The following is a 17,832-nucleotide window of genomic DNA, read 5'->3' as shown; positions in this document are numbered from 1 at the left end:
ACTGCAAAGGTACAGCTCTACCCCCGTATTGCGTGGGGGTTTCTTTTCTCTCTCAGAGCCCGTGTGGCTTAGGTAACATGCGATTCATGACTCTGGAAAACGACGCCGTAGAAGAAGGCCCAAAGGTCTACATCACCGGGCGAACCCTGCTGTCCATGCCTGCGTACCAGGTCCACGCCCTCTACAAGCTGCGGGTGGACGTCTTCGTTAATGAACAGCGCGCCGCATTCCCGGAGATCGACGACCAGGACGCCCTGCCGGAGACCCATCACCTGCTGGCATACGTCCACCCCGGCAGCGGCCCGGACTACCCGTGGGGCACCGCGGACCCCGGCTCCCCCATGCGGCTCGTGGGCACCGTGCGAGTCTTCGGACCGCCGGAGGAGCAGCACATCGGCCGCCTCTGCGTCCACCCGGACCTGCGCGGTTACGGGATCGCGCACAACCTTGTCGCGCGCTCCCTGGAGGTCGTCCGCGAGCGCGCCGCCGCCCTGGACCCCACGACCCAGAAGTCGATCGTAAAGATCGAGGCACAGAGCCACTCCGTGCCCTTCTACGAGGGCTACGGTTTCGCCACCGTGGGCGAGCCCTTCGACGTCGAGGGCATCGACCACGTGGAGATGCAGCTCGAGCTCGACTAGCCGGCGGCTAGCACTCCCCGCAGGTCACCGCCGGGTCGGCCGCGCAGTCCTCGCACAGCAGGACCTGTTCGCGGCACTCGGAGTTCTCGCAGTTGTGGAAGGTATTCGTCGCCGCCCCGCAGTTCTTGCAGAAGCCCAGCTGCTTCGCGTCCTCGGAAAACTCCATGTGCATGCGCTTGTCGAAGACGTACAGCGAGCCCTCCCATAGGCCCTTATCGCCATACTTCTCGCCGTAGCGGACGATGCCGCCGTCGATCTGGTAGACCTCCTCGAAGCCACGGTTCTTCATCAGCGCGCTGAGCACCTCGCACCGGATACCGCCGGTGCAGTAGCTAACAACCGGCTTGTCCTTCATCCAGTCGTACTTGCCGCTCTCCAGTTCCTTGATGAAGTCGTGGGTGGTCTCCACATCAGGGACGACGGCGTTCTTGAACCGGCCGATTTCGGCTTCCATCGCGTTACGTCCGTCGAAGAAGACGACGTCGTCGCCGCGCTCCTCGACCAGCTTGTTGACCTCTTCCGGCTTCAGGTGGGTTCCTCCCCCGATGACGCCGTTCTCGTCCACCTTCAGCTCGCCCGGCGCGCCGAAGGCGACGATCTCGTCGCGCACCTTGACGGACAGGCGTGGGAAGTCATCCGCCCCGCCCTGCGACCACTTGAATTCCATGCCTTTGAAGCCAGGGTATTCGCGGGTTCGGCGCGCGTACTGCTTGCAGGCGTGCAGGGAGCCGCCCACGGTGCCATTGATGCCGTGTTCGGAGATGAGGATGCGCCCGGTCAGGCCGAGGTTTTCACAGAGCTGCTTCTGCCACAGCATGATCGCCGTGGGGTCCGCGATGGGCGTGAACCAGTAGTACAGCAGGATGCGGGATTCTTTGAGGTCGGTCGCGCTAACAGCCATGCCTCAAAGTGTAGCCCCACCAGCGGGGACGCCCTAAACCGCCGGGAGCTGCACCAACGGTGGCAGGCTAGTCCACCGCGGGCTGCTCGCCCGTCGGCAGGTCGGCATCGTCCTCAGCCTCGTGCCCGGCGTCCTCGGCTGCCGCGTGGGCCTCGTGGGCGGCCTCTGCTGCCCGGATCTTGATCGCCCCGGCGGCATCGGCGGCCCGGTCGCGGGCATCCTCGATCGTCTCCGCAGTGGACACGGCCACGCCCATGCGGCGTCGGTTGTAGCCGACCGGCTTTCCGAAGAGGCGGACCTTCGTCTCCGGGACGGCGAGCGCTTCGGCCAGGCCGTGATACTCCACCGCAGCACCTTCCGGCAGGTCCTCACAGAGGACCACGGCGGAGGCGCCCGGGGAGATCAGAGTCGTATCGATCGGTAGACCCAGAATCGCACGGGCGTGCAGCTCGAACTCGCTGCAGCGCTGCGTGCCGATGGTCACCATGCCCGTGTCGTGTGGCCGCGGTGAGACCTCGGAGAAGTACACATCGTCGCCCTTGATGAACAGCTCCACGCCGAACACTCCCCGGCCGCCCAGGGCGTTGGTCACGCGAGCCGCCACCGAGCGGGCATTATCGAGCGCGGAGTCCCCCATCGTCGCCGGCTGCCAGGACTCCACGTACTTGCCGAGGTCCTGGCGGTGGCCGATGGGCTCGCAGAACCACGTGGCGGGCTGGCCGCTGACCGGGTCGATGCTGCGCACCGTGAGCAGGGTGATCTCGTAATCGAAGGGGACGAACTGCTCGACGATGACCTTCTCGCAGTTCACGCGCACGTCGGAGAGCGCGAAGTCCCAGGCGGCGTCGAGCTCATCGGCGCTGGCGACGTAGCTCTGACCCCGCCCCGCGGAGGACACGACCGGCTTGACCACGCACGGGAAACCGATCTTTTCGGCCGCGGTGTGCAGTTCCTCGGGGGTTGATGCAAAGCGGTGCACGCCCGTGGGGATGCCAAGCTCCTCGCTGACCATCGTGCGGATCTTCTCGCGGTCCATCGTCAGCTGCGCGGCTCGCGCCGTCGGAGCGACGGTGACGGCGCCTTCCTCTTCCAGTTCAGCGAGGACGTTCACCGCCAGCGCCTCGATTTCCGGGACCACGATGTGCGGGCGGACCTCGGTGATGAGTTCGCGCAGCGCGTCGCCGTCCATGAGGTCTAACACGTGCGCGTGATTGGCCACGTTGTGTGCGGGCGCGCCCTGGTAGCGGTCCACGGCGTGCACCTCCACGCCGAACCTCTGGAGGGCGATGGTCAACTCACGGCCGAGCTCACCGGCTCCCAGGATCATAACGACTGTCGCGCAGTCACTGTTGGGGGTGCCGATCGCTTGTGGGGTGTACATGATGCGCAATTCTAGCTGGCAACGCGGGCGCGTCTAATCCGCTTTCGCGATCATCAGGCACCCGGGCAGCGATCCCGGGGCTTCAGAGCGCGCAGCCCCAACCGCAGACACGGGCATCCCGCGCTAGTGGCTTTGCCGTTCTGGCGCGCCCATAATGGAGCCATGAGCTCGCAGTCTTCCAGCCCCCAGTTCACCTCCCCTTCGGCCACCGGCGCCGGCCAGTTCTCCTGCTCCCGCCGCAGCCTGCTGCGCGGCGCAGCACTCGCAACGGCAGCTACGGCCGCGGGCGCGCTACTCGCCGCCTGCGCGGGTGAGGAAACCGTGGCGAAGGCCGCGAAGGCGGATATCCCAGTCGGCGGGGCGAAGATCATCGATAACTGGATCATCGCGCAGCCGGAGAAGGATAAGTTCATGGCTTTCTCCACCGAGTGCCCGCACGCCCGCGGCCGCATCGACCAGATCGCCGAGCAGGACGGCATGACCGTCGCGATCTGCCCAAAGCACGGCTCGGTCTTCGACACCGCCACCGGCGATGTGGTGGAGGGGCCCTCCCGCGACCCGATGGCCCTGTCCAGCGACGTCCAGGTCAACGGGGACGCCGTCGAGGTCATCAACTAACCGCGTTCCCTCCCAGGGCTGTGGCCTGGGTGTTCTAATCCTGCGCGATGACGATCGAGCGGTCGCTCACCGCGTCCGCCACCCGTTGGTCGTGACAGGTCCACAGCACCGCGGGCTTGCGATCCTGCCGCACGAAGGCGTCGATGCCCTCCAACAGCTTGCGGTGACCGTCCACGTCCAGGCCCACCGTCGGTTCGTCGAGCAGCAGGACGTCCGGCTGGCCCGCCATCGTCGCTGCCACCAGCACCAACCGACGGTCGGAGGTGGGAACGTCCAAGGGGTGCTCCTCGGCCCATTTCTCCAGGCCGAAGATTTCCAGCACCTTCCGGTCGCCAGCGACCTCATCGATCACCCGGCGGTAGAGGAAGGACTGGTCCAGCGCGGTGGGTGCCCAGCCACAGCGGCCGACCATGATGGTGCCCTCGTAGTCGACCAGGCCAAGTGCCGCCAGCATCAAAGAGGTCTTGCCGCAACCATTGGGCCCAGCGATGTGGGTGACCTGGCCCGCCGGGGCGTCCACCGTAAACGGCCCCAGGCCACGAACCTGGATGTTCCGGGCAGACAGCGCGAGCCGCTGCGCGGCGACGTCGTCGACGCTGGCGTGAGCACTGGCCTCGTCGGAGCGGGTACGGGGAGGGAAAACCGGCAGGTCGAACTCCGGAATCGGCCGCTGACGCAACTCGCCGTCGGAAAGCTGGAACTGCTGAACTGCTGCCTCGGATACCGCGGACGGGCGGCGATCGTAGACCGTCACCTCGCCGGGATAGGCGTCTAGCACCTCGGCGAGCTGGTTGACCGCAGCGGTATCCAGCCCGTCCAGCGGGCAGTCGAGAACCAGCGCCCCGGGACGGGTCAACAGCGCTTGGGCGATCGCCATGCGGCGGGTCTGCCCGGTGGACAGCCGCATCGGGTCCTGGCCCGCGACGTGCTGCAAACCCCAGGTCTGAAGGGCCTGGTCCACGCGGGGGCGCATCTGCTCCCGCGACACGCCCTGTTGCTCCATGCCGAAGGCCAGCTCTTCGGCCACCGTGGCGCGCAGCAGCGAAATGTGGGCGGAGGCGTTGTTCCCCACCCAGGCGGCCCCCGTCGCCTCCGCTGCTTCCCAGGCGTGGTCCGATAGCCCATCGCCCCAGATAAAACGGGTCACTGGCATGGCGCTAGCTCACTCCAATCCAGACGACGGCCGCACACGTGGCGGCGATCAACACCCAGCGCAGGACACGCTGCCCCATCGGGTTCGCAACCGGGTTCAGCACAGTGCGGGGGCCGGGCTCCCCGATCCCGGTGCGCTGCAGGGGCCGAGCGCGCTGCGCGGCGTCGTCCACCAGCCCCACGATCAGGGGCATCACGAAGTTCAGCTTTCCACGCACCCCTGCGGTGTTCACCCCGCGGGCCGTGAACATCTGGTGCAGCGTCTCCACCCGTGCCCGGGCCATCGGATACAGCCGGATGGTCGAGCCCACGACGTAAACGATCTTCGCGGGGAACTGCTCCTGCATCGCCCGCATCAACCGGTCCCCATCCACGAAGGAACCCAGGGTCAAACCAATCGCCGCGGCACCAAAGAGGCGCAGGGAGAGCAAGCCCGCAAGCTGCATGCCGTCGGAGGTCAGCGGACCGAAAACGGGGTGCTGACCAAACGGGGCGTGCATCAAAAACAGGCCCACGGTGGTCGGGATCGCGAGCAGCACCGCCGCGAACAGCGGGCCACGAGCAGTCCGGAAAAAGGCTGCGAGCAGGGCGGCGATCCCCAGCGCGGTGAGCGAGACAACCAGCTTGTGGGCCAGCAACACCACGACCACCGCGCAGATGGCGGCGGTCAGCGGCGTATAGGGGTGGAGTTTTCTCACTTGCTCTCGGGGCTGAAGGTCACGCGGGTGCGCTTCGGCAGCCAGCGCAGCACCAGCCACACGATGGTGAAGACGATGAGCTTATCGATCGGATCGGAGGTCCAGGACTGCAGGAACACAGCAGTCAGCTGGTCGAAGCCGAGGCCGCGATAAGCCGTGACCAGCAGGCCGGTTCCGGTGCCCGCGGTGCCGCCAAAGATGAAGGAAGCCACCGGCGCGGAGAGCAGCGCCGTGATGAAGCCGACGACGAGGCCCGCCCCACCCACGCGCCACCACGTGCCGACGAAGAGCTTGCGCAGCAGACCGGAGGCCACGCCGACGAAGGCATAGGCGGCGGCGAAGGGCACGACGGTCGGGTTGAAGGTGCCCCACACCAGGGAACTCAGCACACCTGTGACCAGGCCCGCCCAGGGGCCGGCGAGCGCGCCGACCAAAACGGTGCCGATGGAGTCCAGGTACAGCGGCAGCGGCAGGCCCATGGTGCCGATGACCTGGCCGGTAATGATGTTCAGCGCCAGGGCCACCGGGATCAGCGAGAGGGTGCGCACCGGCAGCTGCGGCACGACCGCGATCAGGGCAAGAATCGCCGGAACCAAGAAGCCCACGAGCGCGATCGTGGAGCTGCGGGAGTCAGCCAGCGACTCCCAATTCGAGTCCGTGGGCTGGGAGATGACGAGGGTCAACCACGTCGCGGCGATGATGAGAACCGCCAGGCCGAGAAGGCTTTTTTGCATGCGTGACATAGCTATTCCAAACAGGGTTGAAGTGATCCCCGAAAAGCCTATGTCACCTCGGCGCGGGAAACGTGGAAAGTTGCTCAAACATCCTGGTCGATCAGCCTAAGTTTCGTCAAATGATCACGCCGGGTTTCCCGCGCGGCCGGGCGGGGTGGACGCCACACTCAACCTGACTGGTCGAGCACTGTTTCTTACACAGCAGTTGACAGACCAAGCTGTCTAGTGTTTTATATCACTCAACGCACAACGGTTCGCCGCGAGCACCTGCCGACCCCTGGAGCCCCGGACACGGTCGGTAGGAACCGTTGGTTTTGCCTGAGATATTCGCCTAGCCACCAGTCTGTGGGTCACCACTGCCACAGCCGCTAGGAAATATCACCCGGGGTTTCATGCTTTCTTGCGCCTTCGGGTTGGGCACGACCGCTGTGTGAGTCACCAAACACCAACCACGAAGAAGGAAAACATGACTTTCCACGCAACCACCGCCGGGGTCCCACGCATCGGACCTGATCGCGAGCTCAAGAAAGCACTCGAAGCCTACTGGCGCGACTCCGCCACGGGCCGCGACCTCGCCGGCACCGCCACCCGCCTGGTCAACGACTACACCGACGGCCTGGTCAACGAGGGCCTCGACTCCGCTCCCTTCCAGGGCCGCTCCTACTACGACGCCGTCCTCGACACCTCCGCGATCCTCGGCGCACTGCCGGAGCGCGTTGCCGAGATCAGCGACCACGAGAACGATGGCCTGCCGCAGTTCATCGACCGCCTCTTCGCCGCCGCCCGCGGCACCGCCGAGCTGCCGGCCTCCGCGATGACCAAGTGGTTCGACACCAACTACCACTACATCGTCCCGGAGCTGTCCGCTGACCAGGAGTTCCGCCTCGAGGACGGCGCCTGGCTGGACGACATTCGCGACCAGGTCAACCGCCACGGCGATAAGGTCCGCCCGGTCCTCGTCGGCCCGTTCACCTACCTGGCACTGGCCCGCTCCACCGACGGCTCCAACCCGCTGGAGCACCTGGAGTCCCTCTTCGAGACCTACGGCCGCCTGCTGCCGCGCATCGCTAACCGTGGCGTCACCTGGCTGCAGCTCGACGAGCCCTCCCTGGTCACCGACGTCGATCCAGCCACCCTGTCCCGCGTCAAGGCTGGTTACAAGAAGCTCACCCAGGTCGCCCACGACGCCGGTCTGAAGCTGCTGGTCCAGACGTACTACGGCGACGCCGACCAGGCCATCAAGACCCTCAGCGGTCTGGGCATCGACGCTTTCGGCGCCGACCTCGTCGCTGGTGGCAAGGAGCTGCCGAGCTGGACCGGCGAGGAGCTGCTGGTCGCCGGTGTCGTCGACGGCCGCAACATCTGGCGCACCGACCTGGACGCGGCCCTGGAGACCCTGAAGGCGCTGGCCGAGCGTGGCCCGGTCGCCGTCTCCACCTCCGCGTCCCTGCTGCACGTGCCGTACACCCTGGCCCGCGAGACCACCCTGGGCGACGAGCTGCGCAGCTGGCTGGCGTTCGGAGAGGAGAAGATCCGCGAGGTCGCCCTCCTCTCCCGCGTCCTGCGCGGTGAGGGCACCGAGGCCGACGAGAAGGCGCTGGCCGAGGCCCGCGAAGCCGTGCAGTCCCGCGCGACCTCCAAGCTGACCCACAACGACGAGGTCCGTGAGCGCACCGCCAAGATCACCGAGGAAGACCGCCACCGCGGTGATATCGAGGAGCGCCGCAAGGCCCAGCAGGAGGAGCTGAACCTCCCGCCACTGCCGACCACCACGATCGGTTCCTTCCCGCAGACCACTCAGATCCGCCAGGCGCGCGCGAAGCTGCGCAAGGGTGAAATCACCGAGGAACAGTACACCCAGGCGATGCGCGACGAAATCGCGGACGTCATCGAGCGCCAGGAGAAGCTGGATCTGGACGTCCTCGTCCACGGTGAGCCGGAGCGCAACGACATGGTGCAGTACTTCTCCGAGCAGCTGGAGGGCTACCACTCCACCGAGCACGCGTGGGTGCAGTCCTACGGTTCCCGCTGCGTCCGTCCGCCAATCCTGTTCGGCGACGTCCGTCGTCCGGAGCCGATGACCGTCTCCTGGTTCGAGGAGGCCCAGAAGCTGACCGACAAGCCGGTCAAGGGCATGCTCACCGGTCCGGTGACGATGCTCGCGTGGTCCTTCGTCCGCGACGACCAGCCGCTGGGCGAGACCGCCGACCAGGTTGCCCTGGCACTGCGTGACGAGATCGACGACCTCGTCTCCGCTGGTGCGAAGGTTGTTCAGGTCGACGAGCCGGCCATCCGCGAGCTGCTGCCGCTGCGCGAGGCTGAGCAGCCGGCGTACCTGAAGTGGGCCGTGGGCTCCTTCCGCCTGGCCACCTCCGGCGTGGCGCCGAAGACTCAGATCCACACCCACATGTGCTACTCGGAGTTCAACGAGCTCATCGGCACGGTCGGCGACCTCGACGCGGATGTCACCTCCATCGAGGCTGCCCGCAACGGCATGCAGGTGCTCGCCGCCCTGCACGAGGCGGGCTACGACCTGGGTGTCGGCCCGGGCGTGTGGGACATCCACTCCCCGCGTGTCCCGAAGCAGGAGGAGGTCGACCAGCTGCTGGCCGATGCGCTGGCTAACGTCGCCCCAGAGCTGCTGTGGGTCAACCCGGACTGTGGCCTGAAGACCCGTGGCTGGGAGGAGACCACCGCCAGCCTCGAGGTGCTGGTCGACGCCGCGAAGAAGGCGCGCGCCACCCTCTAAAAACCGCGCTCTAGACCCCGCGCTGGGTTAAGCATTCGGCCCCGCGCTGCAGGAGAAACTTTCTGCGGCGCGGGGCCGTTGCCATGCTTTAGAGCGTATGGCTAGCCGTTGAAGTAGGCGCTGACTTTGCCGGCGACCTTCTCCGGTGCAACGAGCATCACACCGTGGGCGTGGCCCGGCACCTGCACGGCCTCGCCGCCGAGAGCCTTCTGCATCTTCCAGATGGCGTCGCCGGTGACCGCCGAATCATTCGTGAATCCCACGTGCAGGGGCTTGGTCTCCAGCTTCTCGCCGTTGATTGGCGCTCCCGGGTGCGGCAGTGGCCAGCCCGCGCAGACGCGCCCCGAGCCGAGGTTGCCCTCGATCGCGGAGATCGAGTCGCCGCCGGTGAGCTGGTCGATGAACAGTTGCGGCAGCATCTCGGGCTTGGTCGGCGTGGCGTTGTCGTTGCAGACGATCGAGAGTTCCACGGAGCCCAGGGAGGTCATCTGCTCCAGCAGGCCCATGGTCTCTTCCTCGGAGAGCTCCTTGCCAGTCACGGGGTTGATCGGCCGACCGTTCGGCCCCAGTTCCTGACCCGCCATCTTCGGCGGCGTGCCCGTGCGGATGTACTCGGCGAGCTTCGGGCGCATCTCCGGGTTATACAGCGCCCCGAAGTAGGTGAAGGTGAACAGCGGGGAGGCCAGCGTGGCCTGCTGCTTGCCCTTGGCGAGCGTGACCATGGCCGAGCCGAGTCGCCACGCGGGCGGCAGCGCCTGGTTCGCGGCGGGCAGCGCGATATTGGCGTGCTCCTTCAACCCCGCTGGGAGGTCTCCGATCTCAGCCGGCGGCGGCGCGACCTGCGCGGGTGCGCCACTTTCCTTATCAATGACGGCCGACCAACGCTGGTAGACCTGCAGCGGCGTGGTGCCCAGGTGGTACTCATCGTCCCGGTCGGCGATCCACTGGAAGACATCGTGCAGCCCGTCGCGGCGCCAGGATTCGCGGTCGCGGCCGGTCTTGAACCACAGGCTCTCCGGGCTCGCGGAGCTATCGATCAGCGCCTTGCCGGTGTGCTGCGGGAACATCGTGGCGTAGGTGCCCATGAGAACCCCACCATAGGAGACGCCGTAGAGGTTGAGGCGCTCCTCCCCCAGCAGCTGGCGGGCTCGGTCGAGGTCGCGGGCGGTGTTTGCGGTGGTGACCTGCTGGGAGTAGCCGGGCTGCTCGAGGTTGCACAGGTCGCGGAAGAGCCCGGCGGCGAGGGTCGGGATGACACCGCTGGCGAGGTGCCCGAAGCTACACTTCAGCGCCTCCCCGTGGGCGAGGCCGCGGGGCTGGACCGCGATGAGGTCGTAGTGCTTCTGCACGTCGGCGGGGAGCTTGACCCGCTGCCCGTTGAGCTTGTCTGGGGCGGCGTTGTCCGCGAACATCTCCAGCGCGCTGCCGCCCGGGCCGCCCGGGTTACCGGCGATGACGCCGCGCTTCGCACCGGTCGCCGGGATCTTGCTCATCGTGAGCGTGATCTTCTGCCCATCGGGCTGCGAGTAGTCCATCGGCACCTGGAACTCCGCGCACTTCGCCCGCTTCGCGACGAAGACGTCCGCGGGGCAATCGCTCCAGGAAAGTTGCTGTGTCTCCGCGGCCGCTGCCGGGGCGACCAGGGCGCTGAGTAGTCCGAGGCCTCCCAGCATTCCTGCAATTTTGTGACCTACTCGCATTAAGGGGCTGCTCCTCACCGTGTTTTCTCGTCCGTGTCTCTTCTCAGCCGTGCCCTCGCCGCTGAACACGCGTTCTTGCGTCTCAGCGCGTTGCCCTTGGCTACAAGCGACCTGATACTTCGCGGTGGAAAGTCTAACAAGAGCCCCGGACGCGCCGCCGGGGAAGACTCAAGGCTTGCCGACCAACAGCTCGCCGAAGCGCTCCAGCACCCGAGTCGCGTCCAGGCGCTCCAGCACCCGCGCATTCGGGGTGAGCTGCGGGCCGAAGGGTGGCTGCGGATCAAAGGCCAGGGTCGCACCCCGAGTGAGTTCGGAGTCGGCCTCCACATCCACGTGGAACTCAGTTGCCTCGAAGCCCACGTCCTCAAGCAGCACCATCGCGGCTGCAAGGTCGTGGATTTGCGCCTGATAGCCAACCCCGACCTGCTCGTGGAACTCGAAGTAGAACTCAATAGCGGCGGTCAGCAGCTGGCCGAGCTGCGACTCCGCCTGCGCGCCCTCCCGGCCGCCTCGATGGCCACCTGCTTGGGCGCCATCGAGCCCACCAACCCAGTCGCGGAGCCGCTCCGGGGAGAGCAACACCTGCTCGGTCATGTTCAGCGGAGCGATCACGGGCAGGGGTGCGCCCTCGGGCCAGTGCTGCAGGGAATACTTCAGGGCGTGCGGGTCCACCCACGCGTTCCACTCCGCGACCGGGGTGGTGTTGCCGGGATACCCAAATGACCCGCCCATGATGACCACCTGGCAGCCCCGCAGCACCTCCGGGGCGTGCTCCACCGCCCAGGCCAGGTTCGTCGCAGGCCCACACACCAGCAGGTGGGTGGGCTGCGCATCCGCCCAGTGAGCCACCGCCGCAGCCGCGGTGCCACTCGGCGTGCCGTTGCCCGGCGCGAGGGGCGCTTCAGCCTGCCCTGGCGATCCCTCCGCCTGCCCCCGCCGGGCGTCGCCGGACTCTCCCAGCCAGTACCCCAGCCCCCTCGGCCCATGGGTTTCCGGCGTCGTCACCAAAGGCAGCACCCGCGGGTGTGCCGCGCCGATCGTGATCTTCGGGATCACAGCATCCGACTCCTCACCGCGTTGGGCGCGGTGACGTCCTAAAGAAGAAGGGCCCCGCTGCTGGGCGGCGACCCGGAGGACTTCCGCGGAATTACGGGCGGCGTCATCGGCGGTGCAGTTGCCGGCGCTGGTGGTCACCGAGAGGTCAATCCGCCCGGCCAGATGCAGCCGGTAAAGGTAGATCAGGGCCAGGGCATCGTCGATGCCGGTGTCCACGTCGGCCACGACTGTCAAGGAAGGTGTGCTCACAAACTCTCACGCTACCGATCACCACGACCGCCGGGTAAGGTACACCAAAGTTATTGGTAATACTTTTCTTTTACCCGGCGCGCGCGATCGCCCGCGCGCCTAATTTAGCGAGGGATAACCCGTGGCCAAGCACCATAAGAACACGACGCAGCGGTGGAGCACACCCCAGTGGGTGCTCGCCATCGGCCTGGCGGTATTCGCCATCGCCACCCTCGCCGGACTCGTCGTGCAGTGGCCGCACAGCAGCGAAGAACCCAAGATCACCCCGGCGTACCAAAACTCCGGCTACGCGGGGCCGCTGACCAACGGCGAGGTGCTCTTCACCCGCCCCGCGAAGTGCGGGGCCACCGAGATCGGCGTGACCAGCGAAGCCATCCCGGAGGATAAGAATCCCTTCGCGGAGAAGCACTGCACGCAGGTCATCGTCCGGCTCACCGACGGTGCCGACGAGGGCACATACACCGCACTAGAGTCCCGGCACATGCCCGGCGAACCGGAGCTACATGAGGGCGATAGCATCAAGCTGATCCACAGCCACGGCACTTATGCCTTCCAGGACTACGACCGCACGGGACCGCTGTGGGCGTGGGTGCTGGCCACGATCGTGTTGATCATCGCGGTCGGCCGCTGGCGCGGGCTGCGGGCACTCGTGGGGCTGGCGATCACGATGGTGATGATCCTCGCCTTCCTGCTGCCCGCGTTGCTGCGGGGTGGCTCCCCACTGTGGTTGGCGGTGACGACGGCGGCGACCGTCATCCTCCTCGTCGTCTTCCTCGTCCACGGGGTGAACTGGAAATCCGCGGCCGCGATGGGCGGTTCCCTTGTGGCGGTAGCCATCGCCACGGCGCTATCGGGACTGGCCATCGACTCCACCTCTCTGCGGGGTTTGGGGGATGAATCGAATCTGCAGATCCTGCTCTACCTGCCGGAGCTCGACATCACCGGGCTGATGCTGGCCGGAATGATCATCGGCGCGCTGGGCGTACTCAACGACGCCACGATCGCGCAGGCCTCTACGATCACTGAACTCAAGCGCGCGGAGCCGGACGCCTCGTCCTGGCAGCTTTTCCGCAACGCCATGCGGGTCGGCGAGGATCACATCGCTTCGATGGTCTACACCCTGGTGTTGGGGTACGCGGGTGTGGCGATCCCCATGATGCTGCTGCTGAGCATCTCCGGTCGGCCGATCGAGCAGGTGCTGACTTCGGACGTGATGGCCACCGAGCTGCTGCGTTCCGTCACGGGCGCGATCGCGTTGCTGCTCGCGATTCCGCTGACTACCGCCATCGCGGCTGTGACCGCGGACCCAAACAGCAGGGATTCGGGGCACGCGCATATCCACAGCCATTAGGATTAGATTCATGACGAATAACCCGGTATCCAATGCTGCAATTTTGAAGCCTCTGCCGCTGCCGGAGCTAGAGGACACCCTGGGTCGGTTGCGGCATGTGGTCAGTGCCGTGGCCAGCAACGATCAGCTGGCCCACACCGACGAGGCCATCGCCTCTTTCAAGCAGCAGGAGGGGCCGCGCCTGCAGGCTCAGCTGCGGGAGTTCGCCGAGGAGAAGGAGGCCGAGAACTCCAGCTGGCTGGCCGAGCAGTGGCTGGATGATTACCTCGACGTCCGCACCTCCCTCCCGGTGACCACGAACGTCGGTTTCCAGGCACGCATCGACGTCGCCGGTGAAGGCCTGGATCGGGTGGCTCGCGTCATCCGCCGCGTTGCGGAGGTGCACCTGATGCAGGCGCGCGGGCAGATGCCGGAGGAGCGCGACTTCCGCGATAACCCGCTGAGCTCGACACAGTGGCGTTGCTTCAACGGCGGCCTGCGCCACCCGAATGTGGATCGCGACGAGATCCTGCGCTGCACCAAGGGGGCGCGTAGCCGCCGGATCGGCGTTCTTCACGAGGGACGCATGTGGAATGTCCCCATCTCTGACGGCAGTGGGCATGCCCTGTCCATCTCCACGATCCGCGCCGCACTCGGCAAGATCGTCGATGCACCAGCCCCGGAGGCTGAGGCGGATGGCGAGGCGGCTCTCGCCGCGCGCCCGGGTTTTGCGGATATGAGCTACCTGGGCTCGGGTCTGCTGGCGGAGCCGTTCAACGAGATGATCCGCGACCGGGACAATGCCGAGACCTATGACCAGCTGCGTGACCAGCTCTTCCACGTCTCTCTCGATTCGACCCGCGGCTCCGAGGCGGAGCTGCTGCGGCGTGCTGCGTTTAGCACAGGGCTGGCCTGGGTCTACAAGCCGATCACCTACGTGATCAGCACGGTTCAGAACTTCCAGGCCATGCACGTGGAGCATTCCACGGTGGACGGCGCGACCCTGGTCACGGCGCTGCGGCGCATCCAGGAGGTCAAGGTCAAGGACGAGGCCCCGGGCTCGCCCGCGCTGGCCCGCCCCGAGGAGCTGACCTGGGTTCGGGTGCCTGAGGAGCTGGCGAGCGTGGGCACCCCGGGCGGGGCGAGCGTCGGCGCGGAGCCGGAGCTGCGCATCGTGGATGCCCCTCGCCTGCCGCAGGATGAGATTCCCTTCAAGTTCAGCGCCGATGCCATGAGCCAGCTCATCCTCACCCTGGCTCAGGAGCTGTCCTTTGGCCGCACCCGCGGGGTCTACGAGGCCGTGGATATGCGGGAGTACAAGGCGGGACGCACGGAATGCCTGCGCGCTGCAACCCCGGAGGCCGTGACCTTCGCTAAGGCCTTGATCAAGGCGGAGGACACGGAGTCCGCCGCGGCGGATGCGGAGCTCCGCGAGAAGCTGGACGCAGTGTTGGCCGCCCACCGGGGGTGGGTGAAGAGCTGCAAGGCGGGTGCGGGCATCGACCGCCACCTGTGGGCACTGAACTTCACCGCCCGGAAGTCCGAGGAGGGCGCGGACGGCATCGCCCTGCTGAAGGACGAAGGAGTAGCGCTCGCGCTCCGGGACTTCCTCTCCACGACGTCGGTGGGTTCGGCGGATCAGATTATTCGCTATGCCTTCGCGCCGAGCGTCGCCGAGGGCTTCGGTGTGAACTACACGCCGGATCAGGATCACATCGAGTACCTGGTGAGCTACAGCGAGAGCGCAGAGGATCCGCAGTGGTTCCTGGAGAACCTCGTGACCGCTGGCCAGCTGCTCGCCGACTACCTGGGCGCATTGGAAAAATAGGCTTCCGGCTAGGCCGGCGCGGATACGTCCGCGTCGGCCTTTATTTATTGCTTGAATTACCTATTCCAAGGCAAGGAATGTATTTGGTGATATCAATCACCATGACGAAAAAGTAATGGCCTTAATCACATTTCAACATCCCCATTACGCGAACTATCTTTTAGGTGTTTGACCATTACTTTAGTGCTTCACATCACCCCCTTACCCCCTCCTTAAAACTGGTAGACTTCTGGGTGTCATGGCTCCTGCCGCAGTAATGAATAGCAATAGGCATTAATCGGCAGAGCGGTGAACTAATAAGGGTTCACCCAATCATTCTTTGACCACAGGAGAGACATGCACCTCACAGCACGAGAGCAGGAGAAGCTTCTCATTGTTGTCGCCGCCGACGTGGCGCGTCGCCGCAAGGAGCGCGGCGTCAAGCTGAACCACCCGGAAGCGGTCGCGTACATCACCGCCGAGCTCATGGAGGGCGCGCGTGACGGAAAGACCGTCGCCGAGCTCATGAGCGAGGGCCAGCAGTACCTGACTCGCGACGACGTCATGGAAGGCGTCCCGGAGATGATTTCCGACGTCCAGGTGGAGACCACCTTCCCGGACGGCACGAAGCTTGTCACTGTCCACAACCCGATCCGCTAAGTAGCGCCCAAACCTTCACGTTTGGCCGCGCAACCGGCACGCTTCGAGAGGATTTTCTCAATGACCATTTCCGGTGAGTACTTCATCGGCGACGAGCCGATCATCCTAAACGAGGGTCGCGAGACCACGACCATCGAGGTCACCAACACCGGCGACCGCCCGATCCAGATCGGATCCCACTTCCACTTCTACGAGATCAACAAGGCTGTGGAGTTCGACCGCGACGCTGCCTACGGCAAGCGCCTCGACATCCCCGCCGGCACCGCTGTCCGCCTCGAACCAGGCGATAAGCGCACTGTCGACCTCGTCGACTTCGGTGGCCACCGTCAGGCCTATGGCTTCAACCAGCAGGTCAACGGCCCGCTGGACTAAGCCGTTTAAAAACAGCGAACAACTTCTCACACTTCACTCCTAAGGAGAGCATTCATGGCTTACGAGATTTCTCGTCAGCAGTACGGGGAGCTGTACGGCCCGACCACGGGTGACGGCATTCGTCTTGCTGATACCGACCTGGTTCTGCGCATCGAAAAGGACCTCACCGCTAAGGGCGACGAGGTCGGCTTCGGTGGCGGCAAGGTGATCCGCGAGGGCATGGGCATGAACGCCCGCATGACCCGCGACGAGGGTGTCGTGGACACCGTCATCACCAACGCGATCATCGTCGACCACTCCGGCATCTTTAAGGCCGACATCGGCATCCGCGACGGCCTGATCGTCGGCATCGGTCGCGCAGGCAACCCGGACATCCAGGACGATATCGACATCCCGGTCGGCGTCAACACCGAGGCCTACGCCGGTGAACACACCATCGTGACCGCGGGCGCGATCGATACCCACATTCACATGATCTCCCCGGATCAGTTCGACACTGCACTGTCGAACGGCACCACCACCTTCATCGGCGGTGGCACCGGCCCGGCTGATGGCACCAAGGCCACGACCATCACCCCGGGCGAGTGGCACATCCACCGCATGATCGAGGCCACCTCCGACGCACCGGTGAACATCGGCTTCCTCGGCAAGGGACACGCGGCAGTTCCAGGCCCCCTGAAGGCCCAGATCCGCGCCGGCGCCATCGGACTAAAGATCCACGAGGACTGGGGGGCTACCCGCTCCGCCATCGACACCTCGCTGCAGGTTGCCGATGAGCTGGACGTCCAGATCGCTATCCACACGGATACCCTGAACGAGTACGGCTACCTCGAGGACACGATTAAGGCCATCGACCCCCCCACGATCCACACCTTCCACACCGAGGGTGCCGGCGGTGGCCACGCTCCGGACATCATCGCCATCGCTGGCGAGGAGAACGTGATCCCGGCGTCGACCAACCCGACCCTGCCGTTCACCAAGAACACCGTCGATGAGCACCTCGACATGCTCATGGTTTGCCACCACCTGAACAAGGACATCCCGGAGGATGTCGCGTTCGCGGACTCCCGTATTCGTGGCGAGACGATTGGTGTTGAGGACGTGCTGCACGACCTCGGTGTGTTCTCCATTACCTCCTCCGACTCCCAGGCCATGGGCCGCGTCGGTGAGGTCGTCCTGCGCACCTGGCAGGTCGCACACATCAACAAGCAGCAGCGCGGTCCACTGGAGGGCGACTCCGAGGGCAACGACAACAACCGCATCAAGCGCTACGTCTCCAAGTACACCATCAACCCGGCCATCGCTCACGGCATCAGCCACCTCGTTGGCTCCGTGGAGGTCGGCAAGATGGCTGACCTGGTGCTCTGGGAGCCACGCTTCTTCGGCGTGAAGCCGAAGGTGGTCCTGAAGTCCGGCCAGGCTGCATACTCCGAGATGGGCGACTCCAACGGCTCCATCCCGACCCCGCAGCCGGTGACCTACCGTCGCAACTGGGGTGCTACCGGCGCAGCCGCCGAGACTTCCGCGGTAACCTTCGTTCCGAGTGTTGCACTGCAGTCCGGCGTCGAAGACAAGCTGCGTGGCGGTCGTGCGCTGCTCGAGGCGCGCGACATGCGCGAGGTCACCAAGAAGGATCTAAAGCACAACGCAGCCACCCCGAAGATCGAGGTGGATCCGCAGACCTACCAGGTTCGTCTGGACGGCGAGCTCGTCGAGGGCTCCAAGCCGACCGAGACCCTGCCAATGGGCCAGAAGTTCTTCCTCTTCTAAAGCCAAAGGCAGTA

The 17,832-nt window shown here is 65.7% G+C and carries 15 protein-coding genes; 8 read left to right on the top strand and 7 right to left on the bottom strand.

Annotated elements, in window-relative coordinates:
* Positions 1 to 77 precede the first annotated feature (77 nt).
* A complete protein-coding gene (locus HMPREF3088_RS08695; protein ID WP_070759470.1) occupies positions 78 to 641 on the top strand; it encodes a GNAT family N-acetyltransferase in 564 nt (187 codons plus the stop codon).
* Positions 642 to 648: 7 nt separating this feature from the next.
* On the opposite strand, the gene HMPREF3088_RS08690 is transcribed toward HMPREF3088_RS08695, so the two are convergent.
* Positions 649 to 1,542 carry an oxygen-dependent tRNA uridine(34) hydroxylase TrhO gene (locus HMPREF3088_RS08690; protein ID WP_070759468.1) on the bottom strand — a complete coding sequence of 298 codons (894 nt, stop codon included), beginning with the start codon at positions 1,540 to 1,542 and terminating at the stop codon, positions 649 to 651.
* Between the two features lie 67 nt (positions 1,543 to 1,609).
* Entirely contained in the window at positions 1,610 to 2,923 is a 1,314-nt protein-coding gene (gene purT / locus HMPREF3088_RS08685; RefSeq protein ID WP_070759465.1) for a formate-dependent phosphoribosylglycinamide formyltransferase, read from the bottom strand.
* A gap of 162 nt (positions 2,924 to 3,085) precedes the next feature.
* On the opposite strand from purT, the gene HMPREF3088_RS08680 reads away from it, so the two are divergent.
* Positions 3,086 to 3,541, top strand: a complete 456-nt coding sequence (locus HMPREF3088_RS08680; protein WP_070759463.1) for a Rieske (2Fe-2S) protein — start codon at positions 3,086 to 3,088, stop codon at positions 3,539 to 3,541.
* Between the two features lie 34 nt (positions 3,542 to 3,575).
* Here the strand turns inward: HMPREF3088_RS08680 and HMPREF3088_RS08675 are convergent, their stop codons facing one another.
* The 3 genes from HMPREF3088_RS08675 to HMPREF3088_RS08665 are packed head-to-tail and all read right to left on the bottom strand — an operon-like array spanning position 3,576 to position 6,134.
* Positions 3,576 to 4,694: an ATP-binding cassette domain-containing protein gene (locus HMPREF3088_RS08675; RefSeq protein ID WP_070759461.1), complete on the bottom strand. Its 1,119-nt coding sequence runs from the start codon at positions 4,692 to 4,694 to the stop codon at positions 3,576 to 3,578.
* A 4-nt stretch (positions 4,695 to 4,698) separates the two neighbouring features.
* Positions 4,699 to 5,451, bottom strand: coding sequence for an energy-coupling factor transporter transmembrane component T family protein (locus HMPREF3088_RS08670; protein WP_070759460.1), 753 nt, complete (start codon positions 5,449 to 5,451; stop codon positions 4,699 to 4,701).
* The gene (locus HMPREF3088_RS08665; RefSeq protein WP_070759458.1) at positions 5,388 to 6,134 is read right to left on the bottom strand and encodes a glycosyl transferase family 9; all 747 of its coding nucleotides are present in this window, start codon (positions 6,132 to 6,134) and stop codon (positions 5,388 to 5,390) included. The genes HMPREF3088_RS08670 and HMPREF3088_RS08665 overlap by 64 nt, the downstream gene beginning before the upstream one ends.
* 457 nt (positions 6,135 to 6,591) lie before the next feature.
* On the opposite strand from HMPREF3088_RS08665, the gene metE reads away from it, so the two are divergent.
* The gene (gene metE, locus HMPREF3088_RS08660) at positions 6,592 to 8,874 is read left to right on the top strand and encodes a 5-methyltetrahydropteroyltriglutamate--homocysteine S-methyltransferase (RefSeq protein WP_070759456.1); all 2,283 of its coding nucleotides are present in this window, start codon (positions 6,592 to 6,594) and stop codon (positions 8,872 to 8,874) included.
* Positions 8,875 to 8,975: 101 nt separating this feature from the next.
* On the opposite strand, the gene HMPREF3088_RS08655 is transcribed toward metE, so the two are convergent.
* On the bottom strand, positions 8,976 to 10,547 hold the full coding sequence (locus HMPREF3088_RS08655; protein WP_246818136.1) for an alpha/beta fold hydrolase: 1,572 nt from the start codon (positions 10,545 to 10,547) through the stop codon (positions 8,976 to 8,978).
* Between the two features lie 195 nt (positions 10,548 to 10,742).
* Complete coding sequence (locus HMPREF3088_RS08650) at positions 10,743 to 11,879, bottom strand: nucleoside hydrolase (RefSeq protein ID WP_070759454.1); 1,137 nt, start codon at positions 11,877 to 11,879, stop codon at positions 10,743 to 10,745.
* A gap of 121 nt (positions 11,880 to 12,000) precedes the next feature.
* Between HMPREF3088_RS08650 and HMPREF3088_RS08645 the strand changes: the two genes are divergently transcribed.
* The 5 genes from HMPREF3088_RS08645 to ureC all read left to right on the top strand — a co-directional run bounded on the left by HMPREF3088_RS08645 (position 12,001) and on the right by ureC (position 17,818).
* The gene (locus HMPREF3088_RS08645) at positions 12,001 to 13,230 is read left to right on the top strand and encodes a YibE/F family protein (RefSeq protein WP_070759452.1); all 1,230 of its coding nucleotides are present in this window, start codon (positions 12,001 to 12,003) and stop codon (positions 13,228 to 13,230) included.
* Positions 13,231 to 13,240: 10 nt separating this feature from the next.
* Positions 13,241 to 15,037 carry a choline/carnitine O-acyltransferase gene (locus HMPREF3088_RS08640; protein WP_070759450.1) on the top strand — a complete coding sequence of 599 codons (1,797 nt, stop codon included), beginning with the start codon at positions 13,241 to 13,243 and terminating at the stop codon, positions 15,035 to 15,037.
* A 336-nt stretch (positions 15,038 to 15,373) separates the two neighbouring features.
* Complete coding sequence (locus HMPREF3088_RS08635; RefSeq protein WP_015381961.1) at positions 15,374 to 15,676, top strand: urease subunit gamma; 303 nt, start codon at positions 15,374 to 15,376, stop codon at positions 15,674 to 15,676.
* 60 nt (positions 15,677 to 15,736) lie between these two features.
* On the top strand, positions 15,737 to 16,048 hold the full coding sequence (locus HMPREF3088_RS08630; protein WP_070759448.1) for an urease subunit beta: 312 nt from the start codon (positions 15,737 to 15,739) through the stop codon (positions 16,046 to 16,048).
* Positions 16,049 to 16,102: 54 nt separating this feature from the next.
* Complete coding sequence (gene ureC, locus HMPREF3088_RS08625; protein ID WP_070759446.1) at positions 16,103 to 17,818, top strand: urease subunit alpha; 1,716 nt, start codon at positions 16,103 to 16,105, stop codon at positions 17,816 to 17,818.
* The last annotated feature ends 14 nt before the right edge of the window (positions 17,819 to 17,832 follow it).

It is taken from the genome of Corynebacterium sp. HMSC22B11 (assembly GCF_001815965.1).
In the GTDB taxonomy this organism is placed as follows: domain Bacteria; phylum Actinomycetota; class Actinomycetes; order Mycobacteriales; family Mycobacteriaceae; genus Corynebacterium.
This window is presented reverse-complemented; position numbering and strand designations above follow the sequence as displayed.